Here is a 20931-nt window from a genome sequence, read left to right on the forward strand (position 1 = left end):
GCCACAACCCCTTCTCCATGCCCAACGGCGGCCTGGAGATCCTGAAGAAGGCCGCTGCCGGCGAGGTGGACCCCCTGTCCATCACCGCCTTCCAGTACGACCTGGTGTGCAACGGCGTGGAGCTGTCCTCCGGCGCGGTGCGGAACCACGACCCCGAGATCATGATCGAGGCCTTCCGGCTGGTGCGGCTGGGCGAGGACGACGTAAAGGCCAAGTTCCCCGCCATGTACAACGCCTTCACCTACGGCGCGCCTCCCCACGCGGGCATCGCCCCCGGCGTGGATCGGATGGTCATGCTGCTGGCCGGCGAGGAGTCCATCCGCGAGATTATCCCCTTCCCCATGAACAAGAACGCCCAGGACCTGATGATGGGCGCTCCCTCTTTCGTCACCGACGCCCAGCTGGACGAGCTGAACATCGTGTGTACCAAAAAGGAAGAGGACGAGTAACTGTCCCAAAAAACCATTGCCGCAGAAGCGGCCGCCATTTGGCGGCCGCTTTTCTTTTTCTCCGATTGACTTTCCTGCTTGCCTGTACTATACTCTCAGGGAAGTGTTATTTCTATATCCGAATTTTCATGAAATAATACTTCTATAGAGTGAAAGAGAAAGGAAGATGCACATTGAAATCCCTGACCAAACGCATGGCCGCAGCGGGTCTGGCCCTGTGCCTGACTCTGTCTCTGGCTCCCGCCGTCCTGGCTGCCGGGGAGGACGCCCCGGAGCGGGGCGTGCTGACCTACAGCGAGGCCATCGCCCCCAAGTACGAGGACGCCGGCACCTTCAACAACGGCCTGGCTCCGGTGAAGCAGAACGGCAAGTGGGGCTACATCGACGAGACCGGCAAGACCGTCATCCCCTTCCAGTACGATATCGTGGGCCTGTTCAGCGAGGGGTTTGCCCTGGTGGGCAACGAGGTGGAGATGGATCCGTACTATGATCCGGACGAGTCCCTGGCCGCCTACGAGCTGGGCTTTGTGGATACCAAGGGCAACTACACCCCGCTCATCTGCCCGGATCAGTACGACTGGAAGACCAACGATTATCAGACCGGCCCCATCCAGTATGTGACCGGTGACTCCATGCTGAGCAACGACATGATCTTCCACAATGGCTACATTATCCTGCAGCGCCCCGATGAGCCCACCAGCTACATCTACGACACCACCGGCAGCATTGTGGAGCTGCCCCTGCCCGAGGACTGCTATCTCACTCCCTGGGGCTTCCAGGTCACCGAGGGCAAGGTCATCATTGGCGAGCCCGCCATCGAGGGCGGCGACCTGCACTTTGCGGATCTCAAGACCGGCCAGCTGCTGAATATCCAGCTTCCCGAGGACGATCAGGCCTACTACTATTTCGATCTGCGTCCCTTCAACCAGGGCGTGGCTCCCGTGTGTGTCTGCCGCATGGACAACGAGACCTGGGAGACCACCCGCCGGTGGGGCTTTGTGGACGCCTCCGGCCGGTTTGTCATTGATTCCGCCTACACCAACTTCCGGGTCAACGACATCTATGGGGCCTATGAGGTCTTTGGCGTCACCGGCCTGGCTATGGTGGAGAACCCCGCCGGCAAGTGGGGCGCCATCGACAAGAGCGGCAAGACTGTAATCCCCTTCAACTACGAGCATCTGTACACCTACTCCTTCGGTCTGCTTGCCTTCCAGCAGAACGGCAAGTGGGGCTATCTGGACGAAGACCTGAACGTGGTCATCCCCGCCCAGTACGCCGAAACCACCGGCTTCAACGGCAGCGGCTACGCCGTGGCCTATGACGGCAGCAAGGCCTTCCTCATTGACAGCAAGGGCAACGCCATCCCCGGCGCCGACAAGCTGGATCCCTCCACCTACTTTATGGGCGAAGGGGACAACAAAACCATCGTTACCCCCAGCGAATATGTGGTCATCCAGGAAAACGGCAAGTACGGCTACGGCCACATTGAGTACCTGCCCCCCCTGCCCGCCGAGAGCGACATGAGCGGCTGGGCCTATGCGGAGGTTACCGCCGCCATCGAGGAGAACCTGGTACCCACCTATCTGCAGAACCTGTACCTCAACAACATCACCCGCGGCGAGTTCTGCGACCTGACCATCCAGGCCATCGAGGAAACCCTGGACCAGGATATTGAGGACATCGTCAAGGCGCAGACCGGCAAGGATCTGCAGAGCTGGATCAGCCAGTATCCCTTCAAGGACACCACCGACTCCAGCGCCATTGCCGCCTATGCCCTGGGCATCGTCTCCGGCCGCGGCGGCGGTCTGTTCGACCCCTACGCCACCATCACCCGTCAGGAAGCCGCCGCCCTCCTCATGCGTTCCGCCAAGGTGCTGGGCATGGACACCAGTAAGGTGGAAAACGCCGGCTTCGTGGACAGCGACAAGGTGGGCGTGTGGTTTACCGACGCGGTGAACTTCGTCTACCAGATCAACGTGATGAGCGGCACCGGCGGCAACGCCTTCACCCCCCTGGGCACCTACACCCGTGAGCAGTCCTACGTCACCATCTACCGCCTGTTCCAGGCCGTGATGAAGCTGGCGTAACCAGATCCCCCATGTGAAAAAGCCCGGCGCGTCATGAGACGCGCCGGGCTTTTTGATGATCTTATTTTACCCCAGGTAGGCCAGGGGGTTGACGGGGGTGCCGCTCATCTGCACCTCAAAGTGGCAGTGGTTGCCGCTGGACCGACCGGTGGAACCCACCCGGGCAATGGGCTGGCCCTGGTAGACCTTTTCGCCGGTGGAGACCAGCAGGCTGGAGCAGTGGGCGTACAGGGTGCGAACGCCGTTGCCGTGGTCGATGACCACATAGTTGCCGTAACTCCAATAGCTGCCGGTACCGGTACCCGACCACACCACCGTGCCGCCGTCGGAGGCCTTGATGGTAGTGCCGTAGGCGGTGGCAATATCCAGGCCCCGGTGATAGCTGTAGGAGCCAAAGACGGAGCGGTAACCGAACCGGGAGGTGATTGTGCCGTACACCGGCCAGATATAGGTGCCGGTGGGATACCAGGTGGGCCGCACCTTGGTGCCTACGGCGATGACCTTATTGGTGGCTTCCCGAGTAACCTGGGTGTCCAGCACGGTCCGTTCCTGCTCCACACCGTTGAGGTAGGCCACGTCGGCGGTAACCACCTGCTCGCCGGGTACGCCGGCGTCCAGGACTTTGGACTGGCCCTGGTACATGGTGTCGTCCTCCACCTCAACCACCGGGCAGTCGATCTCTTCGGTGTAGGTCACATGATCCACCGTCTTGACCGACAGGAAGGGGACCTCCTCTTTCACGTTGACAATCTGGCCCACATAGATCCGGCTGCTGTCGGTGTCGGGATTAAGGGCCTCCAGCTCGGAGAGGGTCATGCCGTTGTCGGCGGCGATCCCAACAAAGGTGTCGCCCTTCTGCACCTCATAGGTGGTCTGGCCGTTGGTGTTGGCGGTGAGGGCGGCCAACATGGCGTCGGCGTCCTGGTTCACGCTGGAAGCGGTGTATTCCTGAGTAATATACACGCCGGAAGTAAACTCGGCGGAAATGGTATTCTCATTAATATAGGGAGCCTTTACCTGATCCAAGATCAGGTTGAGGGTCTCCTGGTCCTGGGCCGCACCAATCATCTGGCCATTGACGGTAAGCACATAATTTTTCATCACGTCGCCAATCTGGTCGAAGAGATAGTTCTCAAACTCGGCCACAGGCGTCAGGTTCTCCGGCTCGGTCAGCGCCAGGGAGTAGGAAATCTCACCGTCCAGCGCGTACTCATAGCCCAGGATCTCGGTGGCCCGGGCCTCCACCCGCTCCACCGCCTGCTCAAAAACCTGAGGGGATGCCACAGTGCCCAGGGACACGCCGTCCACCGCCACCACATAGGCAGGGGTATAGACGGTGGTGACCACGGCGGCCACGCCCACCACAGCAGCAGCAGCCAGGAAATGCACCGGGCTGATGATCCGGCCCCCACCGGCGGTGGCGGCGTCCGACCAGCGGCGCAGCCGCTCGGCATTGGCCCGGATCACGGCGCTGGCAGCTTCCATTTTAGTCCGAACACGGTCCGTCAGGCTCTGCGCCTTTTCCTCCTGCTGCGGAATATGAAGGATCTCATCCATGGGGGCGTCCCCCTCCTATATTATGGGATTGAAACCGATCTGTATCTGATCGGTAACAGCTGGAAACGAAAAGTTACAAATGGTTACAGTCGTAATCATACACGCATTTGTACCAAAAGTCAAGGCTTTCCGGGAAAAACGGGGGGTTGTGATCCATCCTTTGGAAATAAAATTCACGCCACGACATCTGGTGGTATACGGCAAAGAACAGGGGCGACACCCCCCAAGGAGGGCGGTGTCGCCTCGCAGTTCTTTCGCCACATTTCGGCATTTTGCCCATAGGCATAAAAAACCGGAGTACCCCTGAGAGTACTCCGGCTTTTCGTACCGTTTTGTTAGGCCAAAGCCGCGGTGATGATGGCCATCGAGTAGACCTCCTGGGCGTTGCAGCCACGGGACAGGTCGTTGATGGGGGCGTTGAGGCCCAGCAGGATGGGGCCGTAGGCGTCAAAGCCGCCCAGGCGCTGAGCGATCTTGTAGCCGATGTTGCCGGCGTTGATGTTGGGGAAAATAAAGGTGTTGGCGTAGCCGGCCACGGGGGAACCGGGGGACTTCAGCTGGCCCACGGCGGGAGAAACGGCGGCATCAAACTGCAGCTCGCCGTCCACGTCGAAGTCGGGATTGGTGGCCATCACCTTTTCAAAGGCGTGGCGCATCTTGTCCACAGTCTCGCCCTTGCCGGAGCCCTTGGTGGAATAGCTCAGCATGGCCACCTTGGGGTCGATGCCGAAGATCCGGGCGCAGTGGGCCACCTCGGTGGTGATCTCCACCAGCTCGTCCTCGGTGGGATCGATGTTGATGGCGCAGTCGCCCATGGCCAGCACAGTGTTGTCGCCCACGCCCTCACGGACCATGATAAAGCAGGAGGACACGATCTTGTTGCCCGGCTTGGTCTTGATGAGCTGCAGGGCCGGACGGACGGTATCGGCGGTAGAATAGGTGGCGCCGCCCAGCAGGCAGTCGGCCACGCCCGCCTTGACCAGCATGGTACCGAAGTAGTTGCCCTTCTGCAGGGCGGCGCGGCACTCGTCGGCGGTCATCTTGCCCTTACGCAGCTCCACCATCTGCTCCACCAGCTGATCCATACCGGCATAGGTGGCGGGATCAATGATCTCGGCGCCCCGGATGTTGTAGCCGGCCTCCTCGGCGGCGTTTTTGACCGTCGCCTCGTTGCCGATGAGAACGGGGGTCAGGAAGGTACCGGCCAGCAGCCGGGCGCTTGCCTCCAGAATGCGGGGGTCGGTGCCCTCGGTAAATACAATCCGTTTGGGGCTCTTTTTCAGCGTGTCAATGAGCTGCTGAAACATATGAATGGCCACGGGAATCTCCTCCATTTCAATATTCCGTACTTTTGCCAAATACTTGGCGGTATGATTATTATACACCTGTCCTCCCGGCGTTCACAAGAACCTGGACGAAAATATTAAAAAAATGTGCTTTACTTTTGGTATTTTTACAATTATACTATACACACTGTTTTTTAGGAGAGGTGCATTATGACGTCTGATTTTTCCCGCTGTCTGTCTCTGCTGCGGCAGGAGAAGGGGGCATCCCAACGGGCGGTGGCCAAGGACCTGGGCATCAGCCAGGCGCTGCTGTCCCATTATGAAAACGGCGTTCGGGAACCGGGCCTGGCCTTTGTCATCAAGGCCTGCAACTACTATAATGTGTCCGCCGACTTTCTGCTGGGCCGCACCCTGAGCCGGGACGGCACCACCATTGCCGCCGAGGAGCTGTACGACTACTCCACCGAGAAGGACAACGTGCTGCATGGCTCCATCCTGGCCACCCTGAACAAGAAGCTGCTGGTCAACTCCACCGGCGTGCTGTTCGACCTGCTGGGCAAGACCGGCAAGAAGGAGGCCATCAACGCCGCCGCCGACTACCTGGGCACCGCCATCTACAAGCTGTTCCGCCATCTCTACCGGGCGGACGGCACCCAGAACGAGGACTTTTTCTCGGTCTCCGCCCGGCAGTTCACCACCGGCATCCCCTTTGCCGACATGATCTACGCCGAGACGGAATATACCGAAGCTCTGGCCGCCCATGTCAAGGACAAGGGAAACTTCCCGCCCATGAACAACGACGCGCTGATGGAGAACTATCCCGGCCTGTACCAGTCCCTGCTCCAGATCATCCACAACACCGGCGAGCGCATCAACCGCCGCTCCCCCGAGCGCAGGGAAAAATGATCTCCCGGAGGTTTTATCTATGACTGACCAATCCAAGATCCGCAACTTCTCCATCATCGCCCACATTGACCACGGCAAATCCACGCTGTCCGACCGGCTGATCGAGGCGTGCAACGCCGTTGCCGCCCGGGAGATGGAGTCCCAGCTGCTGGACAACATGGACCTGGAGAAGGAGCGGGGCATTACCATCAAGGCCCGGGCCGTCCGCCTGAACTACCGGGCGGAGGATGGCGAGACCTACGAACTCAACCTCATCGACACCCCGGGCCATGTGGACTTCAACTACGAGGTATCCCGCTCCCTGGCCGCCTGCGAGGGCGCCATCCTGGTGGTGGACGCCGCCCAGGGCATTGAGGCACAGACCCTGGCCAACACCTACCTGGCAATGGAACACGACCTGGAGATCCTGCCGGTGGTCAACAAGATCGACTTGCCCGCCGCCGACCCCCAGCGGGTGAAGGACGAGATCGAGAATATCATCGGCATCCCCGCCCAGGACGCCCCCGAGATCTCCGCCAAGGTGGGCATCAACATCCCCGCTGTGCTGGAGGACATCGTAAAGAACGTCCCCGCCCCCAAGGGCGACCCTAAGGCCCCCCTGAAAGCTCTCATCTTCGACAGCCAGTACGACCCCTATCGGGGGGTCATCGTCTACTTCCGGGTGATGGAGGGTACCATCAAAACCGGCATGAACGTGAAGCTGATGGCCTCCGGCGCCACCTACCAGGTGCTGGAGTGCGGCCACCTGCTCCCCCTGGGCATGGAGCCCTGCAACGAACTGATCGCCGGCGAGGTGGGCTACTTTACCGCCTCCATCAAGAACGTGAAGGACACCCAGGTGGGCGACACCATCACCGGGGCGGAGGCCCCGGCGGCGGAGCCTCTGCCCGGCTACCGCCCCGCCCGTGCCATGGTGTACTGCGGCATCTACACCGAGGACGGCAGCAAATATCCCGACCTGCGGGACGCCCTGGAGAAGCTCCAGCTCAACGACGCCTCCCTGTCCTTTGAGCCGGAATCCTCGGTGGCCCTGGGCTTCGGCTTCCGCTGCGGCTTTTTGGGGATGCTCCATATGGAGATCATCCAGGAGCGGCTGGAACGGGAGTTTGACCTGGATCTCATCACCACCCTGCCCTCCGTCATTTACCGGATCACCAAGACCGACGGCAGCGTGGTCATGGTGGATAACCCCCACAACTATCCCGATCCCGCGGTGATCGAGCTGGCGGAGGAGCCCTACGCCAAGGTGTCCATCGTCACGCCGCCGGACTATGTGGGCAACATCATGCCCATGTGCCAGGACCGCCGGGGTGAGTATAAGGACATGCAGTATCTGGACACCAATCTGGTGGAGCTGCACTACTCCATGCCCCTGGGCGAGATCATCTACGACTTCTTCGACACCCTGAAGGCCCGCACCAAGGGCTACGCCTCCCTGGACTACGAGATGGACCGGTACGAGCCCTCCGAGCTGGTGAAGGTGGATATGCTGCTCAACGGCGACCAGGTGGACGCCCTCTCCTTCATCGCCCACAAGGACAAGGCCTATCCTCGGGCTCGCCGTCTGTGCGAAAAGCTGAAGGAGAACATCCCCCGTCAGCTCTTCGAGGTGCCGGTCCAGGCCGCCATCGGCGGCAAGGTCATTGCCCGGGAAACCGTGAAGGCCATGCGCAAGGACGTGCTGGCCAAGTGCTACGGCGGTGACATCACCCGAAAGAAGAAGCTGCTGGAGAAGCAGAAAGAGGGCAAAAAGAAGATGCGGAGCCTTGGTACGGTACAGATCCCGACCGAGGCGTTTATGGCCGTATTGAAGCTGGACGAGGAATAACCAAAAAGACCTGCTGCAAGATTGCGGCAGGTCTTTTTTACGGGCGGGTGTGGGCACCCGCCCCTACATTACAATTCGTAGGGGCCCATGCCCACATGGGCCCGCCCCCTCAGCTGAGAAACAGCTCCACATCCTCCACCGTCAGGCCGTTCTGGAGGGCCAGGTTGATGCCGAACCCCACCACCTTGGCCAGGTCGGTGACCTTGGCGTCAATGTCCCTGGGGGTGACCAGCACCCCCTCCCCCGCCCCCCGGAGGGCCTGGGGGTCCAGGTCGGCCTGGCCCGCCTCGGCCAGCAGGTCGGCGGCCAGGGTGGCCCCGTCCACCACCGTGGGCACCCCCACGGCAATGACAGGCACCCCCAGACTGGCCTGATCCAGAGCCGCCCGGGCATTGCCCACCCCGGAGCCGGGGGTGATGCCGGTGTCCGCCAGCTGGATGGTATTGCACACCCGGCTCAGGCTGCGGGAGGCCAGGGCGTCCACCGCAATGACGCAGGCGGGGCGGATCTTTTCGGTTACCGCACGCACCAGCTCCCCGCTCTCCACCCCCGTGGTGCCCAGCACCCCCGCCGCCAGGGCGGCCACCGGGCGGAAGGAACCAAAATGTTCCGGCACCTTCTCCACCAGATGGCGGGTGACCATGGTGTGGTCGGCGGCGGCGGGGCCGATGTTGTCCGGGGTGATGGCCCGGTTGCCCAGGCCCACCACCAGGGCGGGAGCCCCTTCCGGCAGCTTGAGCAGGGCGCGAAGCTCGGCGGCCACCGCCCGGGCCGCCCGGCCAAAGGCGTCCTGCTCCCGGCGGGCCAGGCCGTCCAGGGTGATGGTCACATAGGCCCCCACCGGTTTGCCGATGGCTTTTGCCCCCTCCTGGTCCAGCACCCGCACGGTGGTCACCGGATAGCCCTCCCGCAGGCTCTCCTGCTGCGTCACGCCCTGCAATTCCTCGGCGCCGCCCCCTTCCCGCCACAGTTGGGCGGCCTCCACCGCCAGATCCGTCCGTCTCTTGTCCATAATGGCCCTCCTGTCTACCCCAAGATATGGTGTTTTGTATTCTCCTTGCCTCTATTTTTTGCGAAGAGCTTACTCATATACGAAAAAAGTGAAAAATCCTGAAAAAAACTGTTGCAATTTTCTTGCCCACCTGCTAGAATGTAAAAATGCACGGGGCAAACTATGTGTATTACTATCGTCATCGGAGGAGGTGTTTGGTTTGCCGAATATTAAGTCTGCCAAGAAGCGTGTCCTGGTGAACGAGACCAAGGCCATGCAGAATAAGGCCGCGAAGTCCGCCCTCAAGACCGACATCAAGAAGTTTGAGGCCGCGGTGGTCGAAGGCAACCGCAGCGAGGCCGAGGGCGCTTACAAGGTGGCCGTTAAGGCGGTCGACAAGGCCGTGGTTCGTGGTCTGCTGCACCGGAACAACGCTGCGCACAAGAAGAGCGCCATGACCATTAAGCTGAACAAGCTGGCCTAATCTGTGGTCAACATGAAACCGCCTGCCAAGCAGGCGGTTTTTTGCTGCCCAATGGGCGCCCGCTGCCCTTGCATTATCTTCCATTTTATGGTATATCTATAGGGAACCTGTCTCAGGGAGGTGGGCTCCATGCCCAAACGGCTGCTGCAAAAAAAGCCGGTCAAGTTTATATTGGAGATGACGGATCTCTATTTTTCCAAGCATATCTCCCGCTCGGCGGCGGAGCTGGCCTATTTTCTCATCCTGTCCTTTTTCCCCCTGCTCATCTGCGTCAACGCCTTTATCGTGCTGCTGCCGGTGGATCTGGAGGCGGTGCTGGCCGCCGCCGCCCCCCTGCTGCCCAAGGCCGCATATGACATTCTGGGAGAATATGTGGGCTACATCACCACCAACCAGTCCCCCGGTCTGCTGGCGGCGGGGATCTTCATGACGTTGTTTTTTGCCTCGGCGGCCTTCCGGGCGCTGATGAACATTATGGAGGAGATCTATAGCCGCAAGGGATACCGCGGATTTCGGCAAATTGTTGCCAGTGTGCTTTTTGCTCTGCTGCTGCTGGTCACCATCTTTTTGTCCCTGGTGGTGCTGCTCACCGGCGGCTGGCTCTTCCAGGAGGTGGAGCGGCTGCTCCATTTGGATGCGGGCGTGCTACCCTGGGACTGGCAGTGGATGCGTTTTCTGCTGCTGTTTTTGCTGGTGTTCCTCTTTGTGCTGCTGGTCTACCGGGTGGCCGCCCCCCGGGGCAAGCCCCGCCCCCCCGTCATGACCGGCGCCTTCCTGGCGGCGGTGGCCCTGTCGGTGTTCTCCATCCTCTTCTCCTGGTTCATCGGCCTGTCCTCCCGGTACTCCCTGGTATACGGGTCATTGGCCTCCATCATCATCCTGCTGGTGTGGCTCTACCTGTGCGGCAACATCCTGATCCTGGGCAACGTATTCAACTGCGTGTGGTACCGCCACAAAAAGCTGAAACTGCTGAAAGAGCTGAAAAAAGAGGAGCGATAAATAACTTGGCCATATTAAAAAAGTACAACCGCCTTGCTGTACTTCAATTTGTCTATATTCCTTCTCAATGTTTTTTGAGATAATTTTCTATACTTGACAATTATTATGTCATATGCTAAATTTCATGCATACTCACATGTCTTGAATTAAGGAGCGGTGGATATGAGGAAAAATTTATTTATGACAATTGGTATGTCCATAGGAGTCTTGGGATTACTCATTGGGTGTTCTGCTGAATCCGGCAATAACACATCAGGAGTAAACACATCACCTAATGCAAACCCTTCTGCACCTATTGTTTCTGAGGTGCCGGAGCCAGTTGAGACCTCCGAAAATACAAATTCCGCAACACTTGGTGACTATGAAGTAGAGATCAAATCAGCTGTTCTAACCGAAGATTATGAAGGAAACCCGGCGATTGTTGTAACATATTCGTGGACAAATAACAGCAGCGATACTGAAAGTTCTATGACTGCGGTATCTTGTTCTGCCTTTCAAGATGGAATAGAGTTAGATACCGCACTTATTATGGATGATTCCATCTATGATTCTGGTTCTTTCATGAGGGAAGTTCGTCCAGGTACTACGATTGACATTCAAAGTGCATTTGTACTTAGCAACACCACTTCAATTGTTGAAGTAGAAGTGGAAGAATGGATTACATTTGAAGAAAATCCCCCTGTTGCATATATGGAGTTTGACCCGTCTACTCTGTCGTAGATCTGTTGCCAAAAAGGTATATAAGCAAGAAATTCCAGCAAGAGATAAGGTGTTTCCTTACTCTTGCTGGAATTTAATTTTGTTTATACCCTTACTTTTTTTGTATTCCGTTTCCAGATCTCCCCCAGCCCAAAAAAGGTCAGGTGGGGTTCCCAGGCGGCGGGGATACGCAGCAGGGGGCGCACCAGGGTGCTGTTGCCGCCGGTGAGTACCACCGTCAGCTCTCCCAGCTCCTCCTGCAGCCGCCCCACGATGCCCTCGATGGCGCCGGCGGCGCCGTAGAGGGCGCCGTACTTCATGCAGGACGCGGTGTCCGTCCCCAGCAAACCTTCCGGCGGGGACAGCTCCACAGGGGGCAGCTGGGCGGCCCGGGCAGACAGGGCCTCCAGGCCCAGGGCCAGGCCGGGTAGGATCATGCCCCCCAAAAAGCGGCCTTGCCCGTCCACCACCGACAGGGTGGTGGCGGTACCCATGTCAAACACCGCCGCCGGGCCGCCCCAGCGGGCCAGAGCGGCCACGCAGTCCACCACCCGGTCCATACCCAGGTTGGCGGTGTCGTAGCCGCTGAGATCCAGGCCGGTATGAGTGGTTTTGTCCACCACCAGGACGGGCCTTCCAGTGACCGCTTCCAGCCCCTCCCCCACCGGACCGGTGAGGGCGGGCACCACCGAGGAGAGGACGGCCCCTTGGGCCTCCACCCCCTCCAGCAGCTCTTTCAGAGATGTGATCCAGTCCAGGGCCGGGTCGCTGGGCAGGCGCTTCACAAAGGCCACCTGCTCCCCCTCCAGCCCCGCCACGGCAACGGTGGTGTTGCCGATATCAACCGCCAGCAGCATCTCAGGCGGGCTGAGCGGCGGCGGGGGCCTTCTTCTCCAGCTTGAGGGCCCGCACCATAGGCACGCACACCGCGGGGGTGATGACGGCGGCCACAATGGCCTCGGGGATGCCGTTGGCGGCCACAATGCCCAGGATGAAGCCCAGCACCGCGTCGGCGGGGATGCCCTGGGCGGCGGCATAGGCCTCGGTGAAGATGACGCCGATGGAGCCCATGACCAGGGCAGTGTTGGTGAGGGCGCCCACGATCCCGGCAATCACCATGCCCCCGGTCTGGATACCGGCGTTGGACTTGCGGAAGAGGGTTTTTATGAGGGTGTACACCAGCCAGGGGGTGACGCCCACCAGAATACGGGGCACAAAGCAGATAAACAGAGCCCAGAGGCTGCCCCGGTCCAGACCGGGCACGGGGATGAAGGGGGAAAACACAAAGGAAGAAAGCCCGGGCACCAGCGTATTTTTGATCATGCTGGACAGGCCGAACATGGCCCCCAGGAAGGCGCCCTTCTTGGGCCCCAGCAGGATGGAGCCGATAATCACCGGCACATGGAGAATGGTGGCCTTGATGACGGGCAGGTCGATGAGCCCCAGGGGGGTGAAGGTGAGCAGGAAGATGATGCCGGTAAACATGGCCAGGATGGCCATGCCCTGCACCTGCTTGCTCCGCTGGGACCGGGTGAGGGATGATTTCATATGCAATTACCTCCAGCTGCCGTTCCTCCTGTGAGGATACAGCGCGTGATTTGGATGGCGGTCCCGGTTGGGAAAGGGCCTGCCGTCTCACAGAGTACAGCGGCCCCGGACGGGGACAGCCGGAGCTATTATAGCGTCTTTGTCCACAAAATGCAATGACATTGTGGAAAACGATCCTCCCGTCTGCTATAATTGGATGGCCATATACAGATAGTAGGGGCGGATGCCCACATCCGCCCGCCTGCAAAGGAGAGAACTGTATGCTGAAAGGAAAAACCGTGCTGCTGGGGGTCACCGGCGGCATTGCCTGCTATAAGTCGGCCAATCTGGCCTCCGCCCTGGTAAAGCAGGGGGCCAACGTCCAGGTGGTGATGACCCGCAACGCCACCGAGTTTATCGGCCCCCACACCTTTGAATCCCTCACCGGCAACCGGGTGAGCGTGGATACCTTCGACCGCAACTACCAGTTCCAGGTGGAACATATTGCCCTGGCCGACCAGGCCGATCTGGTGCTGGTGGCCCCCGCCACCGCCAACGTGCTGGCCAAGCTGGCCCACGGCCTGGCAGACGATATGCTCACCACCACCATTCTGGCCTGCAACTGCCCCAAGATCGCCGCCCCCGCCATGAACACCAAGATGTACGAAAATCCCGTCACCCAGGACAACCTGGACATTCTGCGCAAGTATGGCTGGGAGATCGTGGAGCCCGCCAGCGGCCGGCTGGCCTGCGGGGCGGTGGGCAAGGGCAAGATGCCCGAGCCGGAGGACCTGCTGGAATGTGTCCTCCACGCCCTCAGCCATGAGAAGGACATGACCGGCCTCAAGGTGCTGGTCACCGCCGGCCCCACCCGGGAGGCCCTGGACCCGGTGCGCTATCTCACCAATCACTCTACCGGCAAGATGGGCTACGCCATCGCCAAAGCCGCCGCCGCCCGGGGGGCGGAGGTCACCCTGGTGTCCGGGCCGGTGAATCTGAAAAAGCCCCCCTACATGGAGGTGGTGGATATCGTGTCCGCCCAGGACATGTTTGAGGCGGTGACCAGCCGGGCGCCAACGCAGGACATCATCATCAAGGCGGCCGCCGTGGCCGACTACCGCCCCGCATCCGTGGCGGAGGACAAGATCAAGAAGAGCGGCAATGATGCCGACCTCTCCCTCCCCCTCTCCCGCACCAGCGACATCCTGGCCTGGCTGGGGGAGCATCGCAGCCCCGGCCAGTTCCTGTGCGGATTCTCTATGGAGACCCGTGACATGGTGGAAAACTCCAAACAGAAGCTGGAGAAAAAGCACATCGACCTCATTGCCGCCAACAACCTGAAGCAGGAAGGCGCGGGCTTCGGGGTGGATACCAACCTGCTCACCCTCATCTCCCCCGACGGGGCGAAAGAGCTGCCCCTCATGAGCAAGGAGGAGGCCGCCCACGCCCTGCTGGACGAAATTATGGGTCGCCGGTGAGTTTTCGCCCCTTTTTGCCTTGACGGTGGGGGGAAAAAATGATAGAATAGCCCGCGATAAGGCTGTGATCGGGAGGAGTACCCCCATTTTCCGCACCAGAGAGGAGTCGGACGGTGCAAGACTCCGGCGGAGGTGGAGGGAAGGCGCCCGTAAGCCGCGGGGAGGCAATGCCCCGCCGGTCCCCCGCCGTTACCGGGAATGAAGCGCGTACCAGCCAGGTACGAATTCAGGTGGAACCACGGACAATTTTGTTCGCCCTGAGCCGAAAAACGGCTCAGGGCGTTCTATTTTATCCTGAGCCAGATAAAAGGAGTATGGTACATGAAAAACACTGACAAGACGATGGAGCAGATCGTCACCCTGTGCAAAGGCCGCGGCTTTATCTTCGGCGGCAGCGAGATCTACGGCGGCCTGGCCAACACCTGGGACTACGGCCCTCTGGGTGTGGAGCTGAAAAACAACGTCAAAAAGGCCTGGTGGAAGAAGTTTGTCCAGGAGAACCCCTACAACGTAGGCCTGGACGCCGCCATCCTGATGAATCCCCAGACCTGGGTGGCCTCCGGCCATCTGGGCGGCTTCTCCGATCCCCTGATGGACTGCAAGGAGTGTAAGGAGCGGTTCCGGGCCGACAAGCTCATCGAGGACTGGGCCGGCGAGAACGGGGTGGAGCTGCCCAAGCCCATCGACGCCTTCTCCCAGGAGGAGATGAAGGCCTTCGTGGAGGAGCATAACATCCCCTGCCCCTCCTGCGGCAAGCACAACTTTACCGACATCCGTCAGTTCAACCTGATGTTCAAGACCTTCCAGGGGGTCACCGAGGACGCCAAGAACACGGTGTACCTGCGGCCCGAGACCGCCCAGGGTATCTTCGTCAACTTCCCCAACATCCAGCGCACCACCCGCAAGAAGCTGCCCTTCGGCGTGTGCCAGGTGGGCAAGAGCTTCCGCAACGAGATCACCCCCGGCAACTTCACCTTCCGCACCCGTGAGTTCGAGCAGATGGAGCTTGAGTTCTTCTGCAAGCCGGGCACCGACATGGAGTGGTTCCAGTACTGGCGCTCCTTCTGCAAGGACTGGCTGCTGAGCCTGGGCATGCAGGAGGATCACCTGCGGCTGCGGGACCACAGCCCCGAGGAGCTGTGCTTCTATTCCAAGGGCACCACCGACTTCGAGTTCCTCTTCCCCTTCGGCTGGGGCGAGCTGTGGGGCGTGGCCGACCGCACCGACTACGACCTGACCCAGCACCAGAACGTCTCCGGCAAGGACATGACCTACTTCGACCAGGAGACCGGCGAACACTATATCCCCTATGTGGTGGAGCCCTCCCTGGGCGCCGACCGCGTGACCCTGGCCTTCCTGGTGGACGCCTTCGACCAGGAGGTGGTGGGCCAGGACAAGAAGGGCAACGACGACGTGCGTACCGTGCTGCGCCTCCACCCCGCTCTGGCCCCCTTCAAGTGCGCCGTGCTGCCCCTGAGCAAGAAGGAGGTTCTCTCCGGCCCCGCCCAGCAGCTGCGGGACGAGCTGGCAAAGGACTTCATGGTGGACTACGACGACGCCGGGAGCATCGGCAAGCGGTACCGCCGCCAGGACGAGATCGGCACCCCCTTCTGCATCACCCTGGACTTCCAGACCGTGGGCGACGAGAACACCCCCGCCGACCACTGCGTCACCGTCCGTGAGCGCGACTCCATGGAGCAGGTGCGCATCCCCATGTCTGAGGTCAAGAATTATATCGCTGAGCGCGTGAAGTTCTGATTTTCATCAAAAAAATCCCTGTTGCTGACGCAACAGGGATTTTTTCTTGCCTTTTATGCCTTCATGGCCTCCCGGGCGAAGTCGGCGGCCTGGTCCAGGTCGCTCTGGTCCGGATGGGTCAGTGCCAGGTCAAAGGCCTGGATCATGGCCTTCAGCTTGGCGTTGTCCGGGTCGGCCTTCAGCTGGGCTTCGTACCGGTCCCGGACGGCCTGAGGCATTTTGCCGGTACAGAAAAAGCTGCTCACCACCTGATTGCCCTTCGGCACCTCCCCCTTGAAGCGGTCGGAGAGAGAGGCAAAATACATCTCCGAAATTCCAAAGCCGGCGGTGCCGAAGAGGGCCACCCGCTTGCCGTACAGAGTGTGCAGAAACTCCTGCATGGCGGGGGTACAGCTCCCCTTGTCGGTCCAGGACCCGGCAAAGACCAGCTCCGCCTGATCCACATTCTGGGGAGGCGGACCGAAAGCCACAATGTCGTGGCCCTCACAGGCCTCCCGGATGGCCTGGGCCACCTGGGCGGTGTTGCCGGTCATACTCTCAAATACAATGGCGATTTTCATAGGTTTCTCCTTACTTGTACTTCCGGCTCTCCGCCACCGCCAGCTCGTCGCAGCGGTTGTTAAACGGGTTGTCGGCGTGGCCCTTGACCCAGTGGAGGTTTACGGTGTGGTATTCGCACAGCCCCAGCAGCTCCTCCCACAGGTCCGGGTTGAGGGCGGGCTTTTTGTCCCCCTTCACCCAGCCTCTGGCCTTCCAGCCTTTGGCCCAGCCCTTCTCCAGGGCGTTGATGACGTACTTGGAGTCGGAGTACAGCTCCACAATGCAGGGTTCCTTCAGGGCCTTCAGGGCGGTGATGACGCCGGTAAGTTCCATGCGGTTGTTGGTGGTGTGGGCCGCCCCGCCGGAGAGTTCCTTTTTGAATGCTCCGTACTGCAGAATGGCCCCCCAGCCGCCGGGGCCGGGATTGCCCGAGCAGGCCCCGTCGGTATAGATGGTAACTGTTTTCATGGCTCTCCTGTTACGACAGCCCCTCCTCCGGGGCGGTCTCCTCCTCGTCCTCCTCATGGTCGGTGCGGGCGAAGGAGATGACCTTCACGCCATCCTCCAGGTTCATGATCTTGACGCCCTGGGCGGTGCGGCCGTAGGTGGAGATGCCGGACACCGCCATGCGGATGATGACGCCGGCGTCGTTGATGACCAGCACGTCGTCACTGTCGCTCACCACCTTGACCCCCACCACGGGGCCGGTCTTGTCGGTGACGTTGTAGCCCTTCAGGCCATAGCCGCCCCGCTTCTGGAGGCCGCCCGCCCGGATATACTCGTCCATCTCGGTGCGTTTGCCGTAGCCGTTCTCGGTAATCATCAGCACCTGATGGTCCTGCTTGGCCCGGGCGGCACCCACCACGAAGTCGCCGGGGCGCAGGTTGATGCCCCGGACGCCGCAGGCGTCCCGGCCCATACAGCGCACGTCGGTCTCCTTGAAGCAGATGGTCATGCCGTCGTGGGTGACGATCAAAATGGCCTGCTCCCCGTCGGTCTCCCGGACGCAGATCAGCTCGTCCCCCTCCTCCAGGGTGATGCAGCGGATACCCGCCTTGCGGGCGGTAAAGATGGAGGAGAGCTGGATGCGCTTGACGGTGCCGGTGCGGGTGACCATCACCAGATACCGGTCCTCGGGGAACTCCCTGAGGTGGATCATGGCGGTAACCTTCTCGTCCTGCTCGATGGGCAGCACGTTCACCAGGTTGGTGCCCTTGGCGGTGCGGCCGGCCTCGGGGATCTGGTAGCCCTTCTTCCGGTGGACCCGGCCCTTATTGGTGAAGAAGAGGATATAGTCGTGGGTGGAGGCGGTAAACACCGTGTCCACATAGTCCTCCTCCTTGGTGGCCATTGCGGTAATGCCCTTGCCGCCCCGGCGCTGGGCCCGGTAGGTGGAGGCGGGGGTGCGCTTGATGTAGCCGCCGGCGGTGAGGGTGAAGACGCACTCCTCCTCCTCGATCAGGTCCTCGATGTCGATCTCGTCCTCCACATCCTGGATCTCGGTGACCCGGTCGTCGCCGTACTTGTCCCGGATGGCGATCAGCTCGTCCTTCAGCACGCCCCGGATCTTCTCCTCGCTGGCCAGCAGCTCGTTGAAGTAGGCGATGCGCTCCTCCAGCTCCTTGTACTCGTTCTCCAGCTTCTCCCGGTCCAGGCCCTGGAGGGCTTTCAGGCGCATATCCAGGATGGCCTGGGCCTGCACCTCGTCCAGGCCGAAGCGGTTCATCAGGTTCTCCCTGGCGTTGTCGTAGCTGGAGCGGATGATATGGATGACCTCGTCAATGTTGTCCTGGGCGATGAGCAGACCCTCCAGCAGGTGGGCCCGCTCCTGGGCCTTCTTCAGGTCGAATCTGGTGCGGCGGACGATGATCTCCTCCTGGAAGGCAATGTACTCGTCCAGGATGTGCCGCAGGGAGAGAATCTTGGGCTGGGACTGGTCGTCCACCAGGGCCAGCATGTTGATGGCGAAGGTGGTTTGCAGCTGGGTCTGGGCGAACAGGCGGTTGAGGACCACCTGGGGATTGGCGTCCCGCTTCAGCTCAATGACCACCCGCATGCCGTTGCGGTCGGACTCGTCCCGGATGTCGGAGATGCCCTCCAGCCGCTTGTCCTCCACCTGGTCGGCCATGTTCTTGATGAGCATCCGCTTGTTCACCTGGTAGGGGATCTCGGTGACAATGATGCGGGTGCGGTTCTGGCCGAACTCCTCAAATTCCGTCCGGGCCCGGACGCACACCCGGCCCCGGCCGGTGGCGTAGGCGGCCCGGATGCCGGAGCGGCCCATAATGATGCCCTTGGTGGGGAAGTCGGGGCCTTTCACATACTCCATCAGGTCGGCCAGGGTGGCCTCGGGGTTGTCCAGGATGCAGACGGTGGCGTCAATGACCTCCCGCAGGTTGTGGGGCGGGATGTTGGTGGCCATGCCCACGGCGATACCCGCCGAGCCGTTGACCAGCAGGTTGGGGAACCGGGAGGGCAGCACCCGGGGTTCCTTCCGGGACTCGTCAAAGTTGGGGTCCCAGTTTACCGTGTCCTTCTCAATATCCCGCAGCATCTCGTCGGAGATCTTGGACATACGGGCCTCGGTATAACGGTAGGCGGCGGCGGGGTCGCCGTCGATGGAGCCGAAGTTGCCGTGGCCGTCCACCAGGGGATAGCGCATGGAGAAGTCCTGGGCCAGGCGCACCAGGGCGTCGTAGACCGATCCGTCACCGTGGGGGTGATACCGGCCCAGCACGTCGCCCACGCAGGTGGCCGACTTCTTGAAGGGCTTGTCCGCCGTCAGATTGTCCTCGTACATGGCGTACAGGATACGCCGATGGACCGGCTTCAGGCCGTCCCGCACGTCGGGCAGGGCGCGGCCCTTGATGACGCTCATGGCGTACTCGATATAGGACTGCTCCATCTCCTTCACCAGAGGTGAGGTGACGATGGTCTGGTCCGGGTACCGGATCTCCTCCGGATCGTACTGTGGCTTTTTGCTCATGCTGATGCCTCTCAATCTTCATGATAGGGTGGTTCACGGCAGGCGGCCTTTACGGTCGCCCGACCCCCCTTAATAATCCAAATTCACCGCGTACTTGGCGTTGCGTTCGATGAACTCCTTCCGGGGCTCCACCTTCTCCCCCATGAGGACGGTGAAGGTCTGGTCGGCCAGCACCGCGTCGTCCAGGGTGATGCGGCGCAGGGTGCGCTGCTCCGGGTCCATGGTGGTCTCCCACAACTCGTGGTAGTCCATCTCGCCCAGGCCCTTAAAGCGGTTGATGACCACCTTGGTATTGGGGTTGTCGCCCCGCAGCTCGGCGGAGATCTTGTCCCGCTCCTCATCGGAGAAGGCCACCCGGCTGGTCTTGCCACGGGTCAGCTTGTACAGCGGCGGCACGGCGGCGTACACATAGCCATGTTCAATGAGGGGCCGCATGAACCGGAAGAAGAAGGTGAGCAGCAGGGTACGGATGTGGGAGCCGTCCACATCGGCATCGGCCATGATGATGATCTTGTGGTAGCGCAGCTTCTCCAGGTCGAAGTCGTCCCCGATGCCGGCCCCCAGGGCGGTGATGACGGGGGTGAGCTTGTCGTTGCCGTACACCTTGTCGGCCCGGGCCTTCTCCACGTTGAGCATCTTGCCCCACAGGGGGAGGATGGCCTGGAACCGGCTGTCCCGGCCCTGGGTGGCCGAGCCGCCTGCGGAGTCGCCCTCCACGATGTACAGCTCGGTGAGTTCCGGATTGACCTCGTTGCAGTCCCGCAGCTTGTCGGGCATGGCGGCGCCGCCCAGGGCGGTCTTGCGGCGGATGGACTCCCGGGCCTTGCGGGCGGCCTCACGGGCCCGGTTGGCCATGAGGGCCTTCTCCAGAATGGCCTTGCCCACCGCGGGGTTCTCCTCCAGATACTCGGAGAGTTTATCGGTGACGATGGAACTGACCAGGGTGCGGATCTCACTGTTGCCCAGCTTGGCCTTGGTCTGGCCCTCAAACTGGGCGTCGGTGAGCTTAACGGAGATGACGCAGGCGATACCCTCCCGGCAGTCCTCGCCGGACACCTTGTCCTCGTCCTTGAGCAGCTTCATCTTCTTGCCGTAGTTGTTGAGTACGGTGGTGAGGGCCCGCTTGAAGCCCTCCTCGTGCATGCCGCCCTCGGGGGTGTGGACGTTGTTGGCAAAGGAGACGATGGTCTCGTTATAGCCGTCGTTATACTGGAAGGCCACCTCCGCCATGGAGTCGTCCTTCATACCGGACATGTAGACCACGTCGGGGTGGATGGCATCCTTGGAGCGGTTGATGTAGGACACGAACTCCCGGATGCCGCCGGCGTAGTGCATGGTGTCCCTCTGCTCCCTGCC

The 20931-nt window shown here is 60.9% G+C and carries 18 protein-coding genes and 1 other annotated feature; of the genes, 9 read left to right on the forward strand and 9 right to left on the reverse strand.

Going from position 1 to position 20931, the window contains the following annotated elements; all coding sequences use genetic code 11:
• A partial coding sequence (locus tag Q0K43_RS05170; protein ID WP_297289493.1) for an amino acid--tRNA ligase-related protein occupies positions 1–449 on the forward strand: 449 nt, incomplete at its 5' end.
• 173 nt (positions 450–622) lie between these two features.
• Positions 623–2536: a WG repeat-containing protein gene (locus tag Q0K43_RS05175; protein WP_297289494.1), complete on the forward strand. Its 1914-nt coding sequence runs from the start codon at positions 623–625 to the stop codon at positions 2534–2536.
• A 66-nt stretch (positions 2537–2602) separates the two neighbouring features.
• Here the strand turns inward: Q0K43_RS05175 and Q0K43_RS05180 are convergent, their stop codons facing one another.
• Positions 2603–4093 (reverse strand): M23 family metallopeptidase, encoded by a 1491-nt coding sequence (locus Q0K43_RS05180; RefSeq protein WP_297289495.1) that lies wholly within the window; start codon positions 4091–4093, stop codon positions 2603–2605.
• 335 nt (positions 4094–4428) lie between these two features.
• Positions 4429–5400: a phosphate acetyltransferase gene (pta, locus tag Q0K43_RS05185; RefSeq protein WP_366086139.1), complete on the reverse strand. Its 972-nt coding sequence runs from the start codon at positions 5398–5400 to the stop codon at positions 4429–4431.
• Positions 5401–5589: 189 nt separating this feature from the next.
• Here pta and Q0K43_RS05190 point away from each other — a divergent pair, with 189 nt between their 5' ends.
• Both Q0K43_RS05190 and lepA read left to right on the forward strand, forming a co-directional pair.
• On the forward strand, positions 5590–6285 hold the full coding sequence (locus tag Q0K43_RS05190; protein WP_297289496.1) for a helix-turn-helix domain-containing protein: 696 nt from the start codon (positions 5590–5592) through the stop codon (positions 6283–6285).
• Between the two features lie 19 nt (positions 6286–6304).
• Positions 6305–8113 (forward strand): translation elongation factor 4, encoded by a 1809-nt coding sequence (gene lepA, locus Q0K43_RS05195; RefSeq protein WP_297289497.1) that lies wholly within the window; start codon positions 6305–6307, stop codon positions 8111–8113.
• A gap of 109 nt (positions 8114–8222) precedes the next feature.
• Here lepA and gpr read toward each other — a convergent pair whose 3' ends face one another.
• Positions 8223–9125 (reverse strand): GPR endopeptidase, encoded by a 903-nt coding sequence (gene gpr / locus Q0K43_RS05200; protein WP_297289498.1) that lies wholly within the window; start codon positions 9123–9125, stop codon positions 8223–8225.
• Between the two features lie 199 nt (positions 9126–9324).
• Here gpr and rpsT point away from each other — a divergent pair, with 199 nt between their 5' ends.
• From rpsT to Q0K43_RS05215, 3 genes are all read left to right on the forward strand, one after another.
• Positions 9325–9588: a 30S ribosomal protein S20 gene (gene rpsT, locus Q0K43_RS05205; protein ID WP_297289499.1), complete on the forward strand. Its 264-nt coding sequence runs from the start codon at positions 9325–9327 to the stop codon at positions 9586–9588.
• Positions 9589–9717: 129 nt separating this feature from the next.
• Positions 9718–10587, forward strand: a complete 870-nt coding sequence (locus Q0K43_RS05210; protein WP_297289500.1) for a YihY/virulence factor BrkB family protein — start codon at positions 9718–9720, stop codon at positions 10585–10587.
• Between the two features lie 162 nt (positions 10588–10749).
• Positions 10750–11307, forward strand: a complete 558-nt coding sequence (locus Q0K43_RS05215) for a DUF5067 domain-containing protein (protein WP_297289501.1) — start codon at positions 10750–10752, stop codon at positions 11305–11307.
• Positions 11308–11390: 83 nt separating this feature from the next.
• On the opposite strand, the gene Q0K43_RS05220 is transcribed toward Q0K43_RS05215, so the two are convergent.
• Entirely contained in the window at positions 11391–12143 is a 753-nt protein-coding gene (locus Q0K43_RS05220) for a type III pantothenate kinase (RefSeq protein ID WP_297289502.1), read from the reverse strand.
• Between the two features lies 1 nt (position 12144).
• Entirely contained in the window at positions 12145–12834 is a 690-nt protein-coding gene (locus Q0K43_RS05225; RefSeq protein ID WP_297289503.1) for an ECF transporter S component, read from the reverse strand.
• A gap of 260 nt (positions 12835–13094) precedes the next feature.
• On the opposite strand from Q0K43_RS05225, the gene coaBC reads away from it, so the two are divergent.
• Positions 13095–14291 carry a bifunctional phosphopantothenoylcysteine decarboxylase/phosphopantothenate--cysteine ligase CoaBC gene (gene coaBC, locus Q0K43_RS05230; RefSeq protein ID WP_297289504.1) on the forward strand — a complete coding sequence of 399 codons (1197 nt, stop codon included), beginning with the start codon at positions 13095–13097 and terminating at the stop codon, positions 14289–14291.
• A 55-nt stretch (positions 14292–14346) separates the two neighbouring features.
• Positions 14347–14554, forward strand: a binding site (T-box leader).
• Positions 14555–14612: 58 nt separating this feature from the next.
• Positions 14613–16049, forward strand: coding sequence for a glycine--tRNA ligase (locus Q0K43_RS05235; RefSeq protein ID WP_297289505.1), 1437 nt, complete (start codon positions 14613–14615; stop codon positions 16047–16049).
• Between the two features lie 53 nt (positions 16050–16102).
• Here Q0K43_RS05235 and bilS read toward each other — a convergent pair whose 3' ends face one another.
• From bilS to Q0K43_RS05255, 4 genes are all read right to left on the reverse strand, one after another.
• Positions 16103–16609, reverse strand: coding sequence for a flavodoxin family protein BilS (gene bilS / locus Q0K43_RS05240; RefSeq protein ID WP_297289506.1), 507 nt, complete (start codon positions 16607–16609; stop codon positions 16103–16105).
• A 10-nt stretch (positions 16610–16619) separates the two neighbouring features.
• Positions 16620–17057 carry a ribonuclease HI gene (rnhA, locus tag Q0K43_RS05245; protein WP_297289507.1) on the reverse strand — a complete coding sequence of 146 codons (438 nt, stop codon included), beginning with the start codon at positions 17055–17057 and terminating at the stop codon, positions 16620–16622.
• Positions 17058–17067: 10 nt separating this feature from the next.
• A complete protein-coding gene (gene gyrA / locus Q0K43_RS05250) occupies positions 17068–19575 on the reverse strand; it encodes a DNA gyrase subunit A (protein ID WP_297289508.1) in 2508 nt (835 codons plus the stop codon).
• A 69-nt stretch (positions 19576–19644) separates the two neighbouring features.
• A partial coding sequence (locus Q0K43_RS05255) for a toprim domain-containing protein (RefSeq protein WP_297289509.1) occupies positions 19645–20931 on the reverse strand: 1287 nt, incomplete at its 5' end.

Source organism: uncultured Flavonifractor sp., assembly GCF_944383115.1.
Classification (GTDB): Bacteria; Bacillota; Clostridia; order Oscillospirales; family Oscillospiraceae; genus Flavonifractor.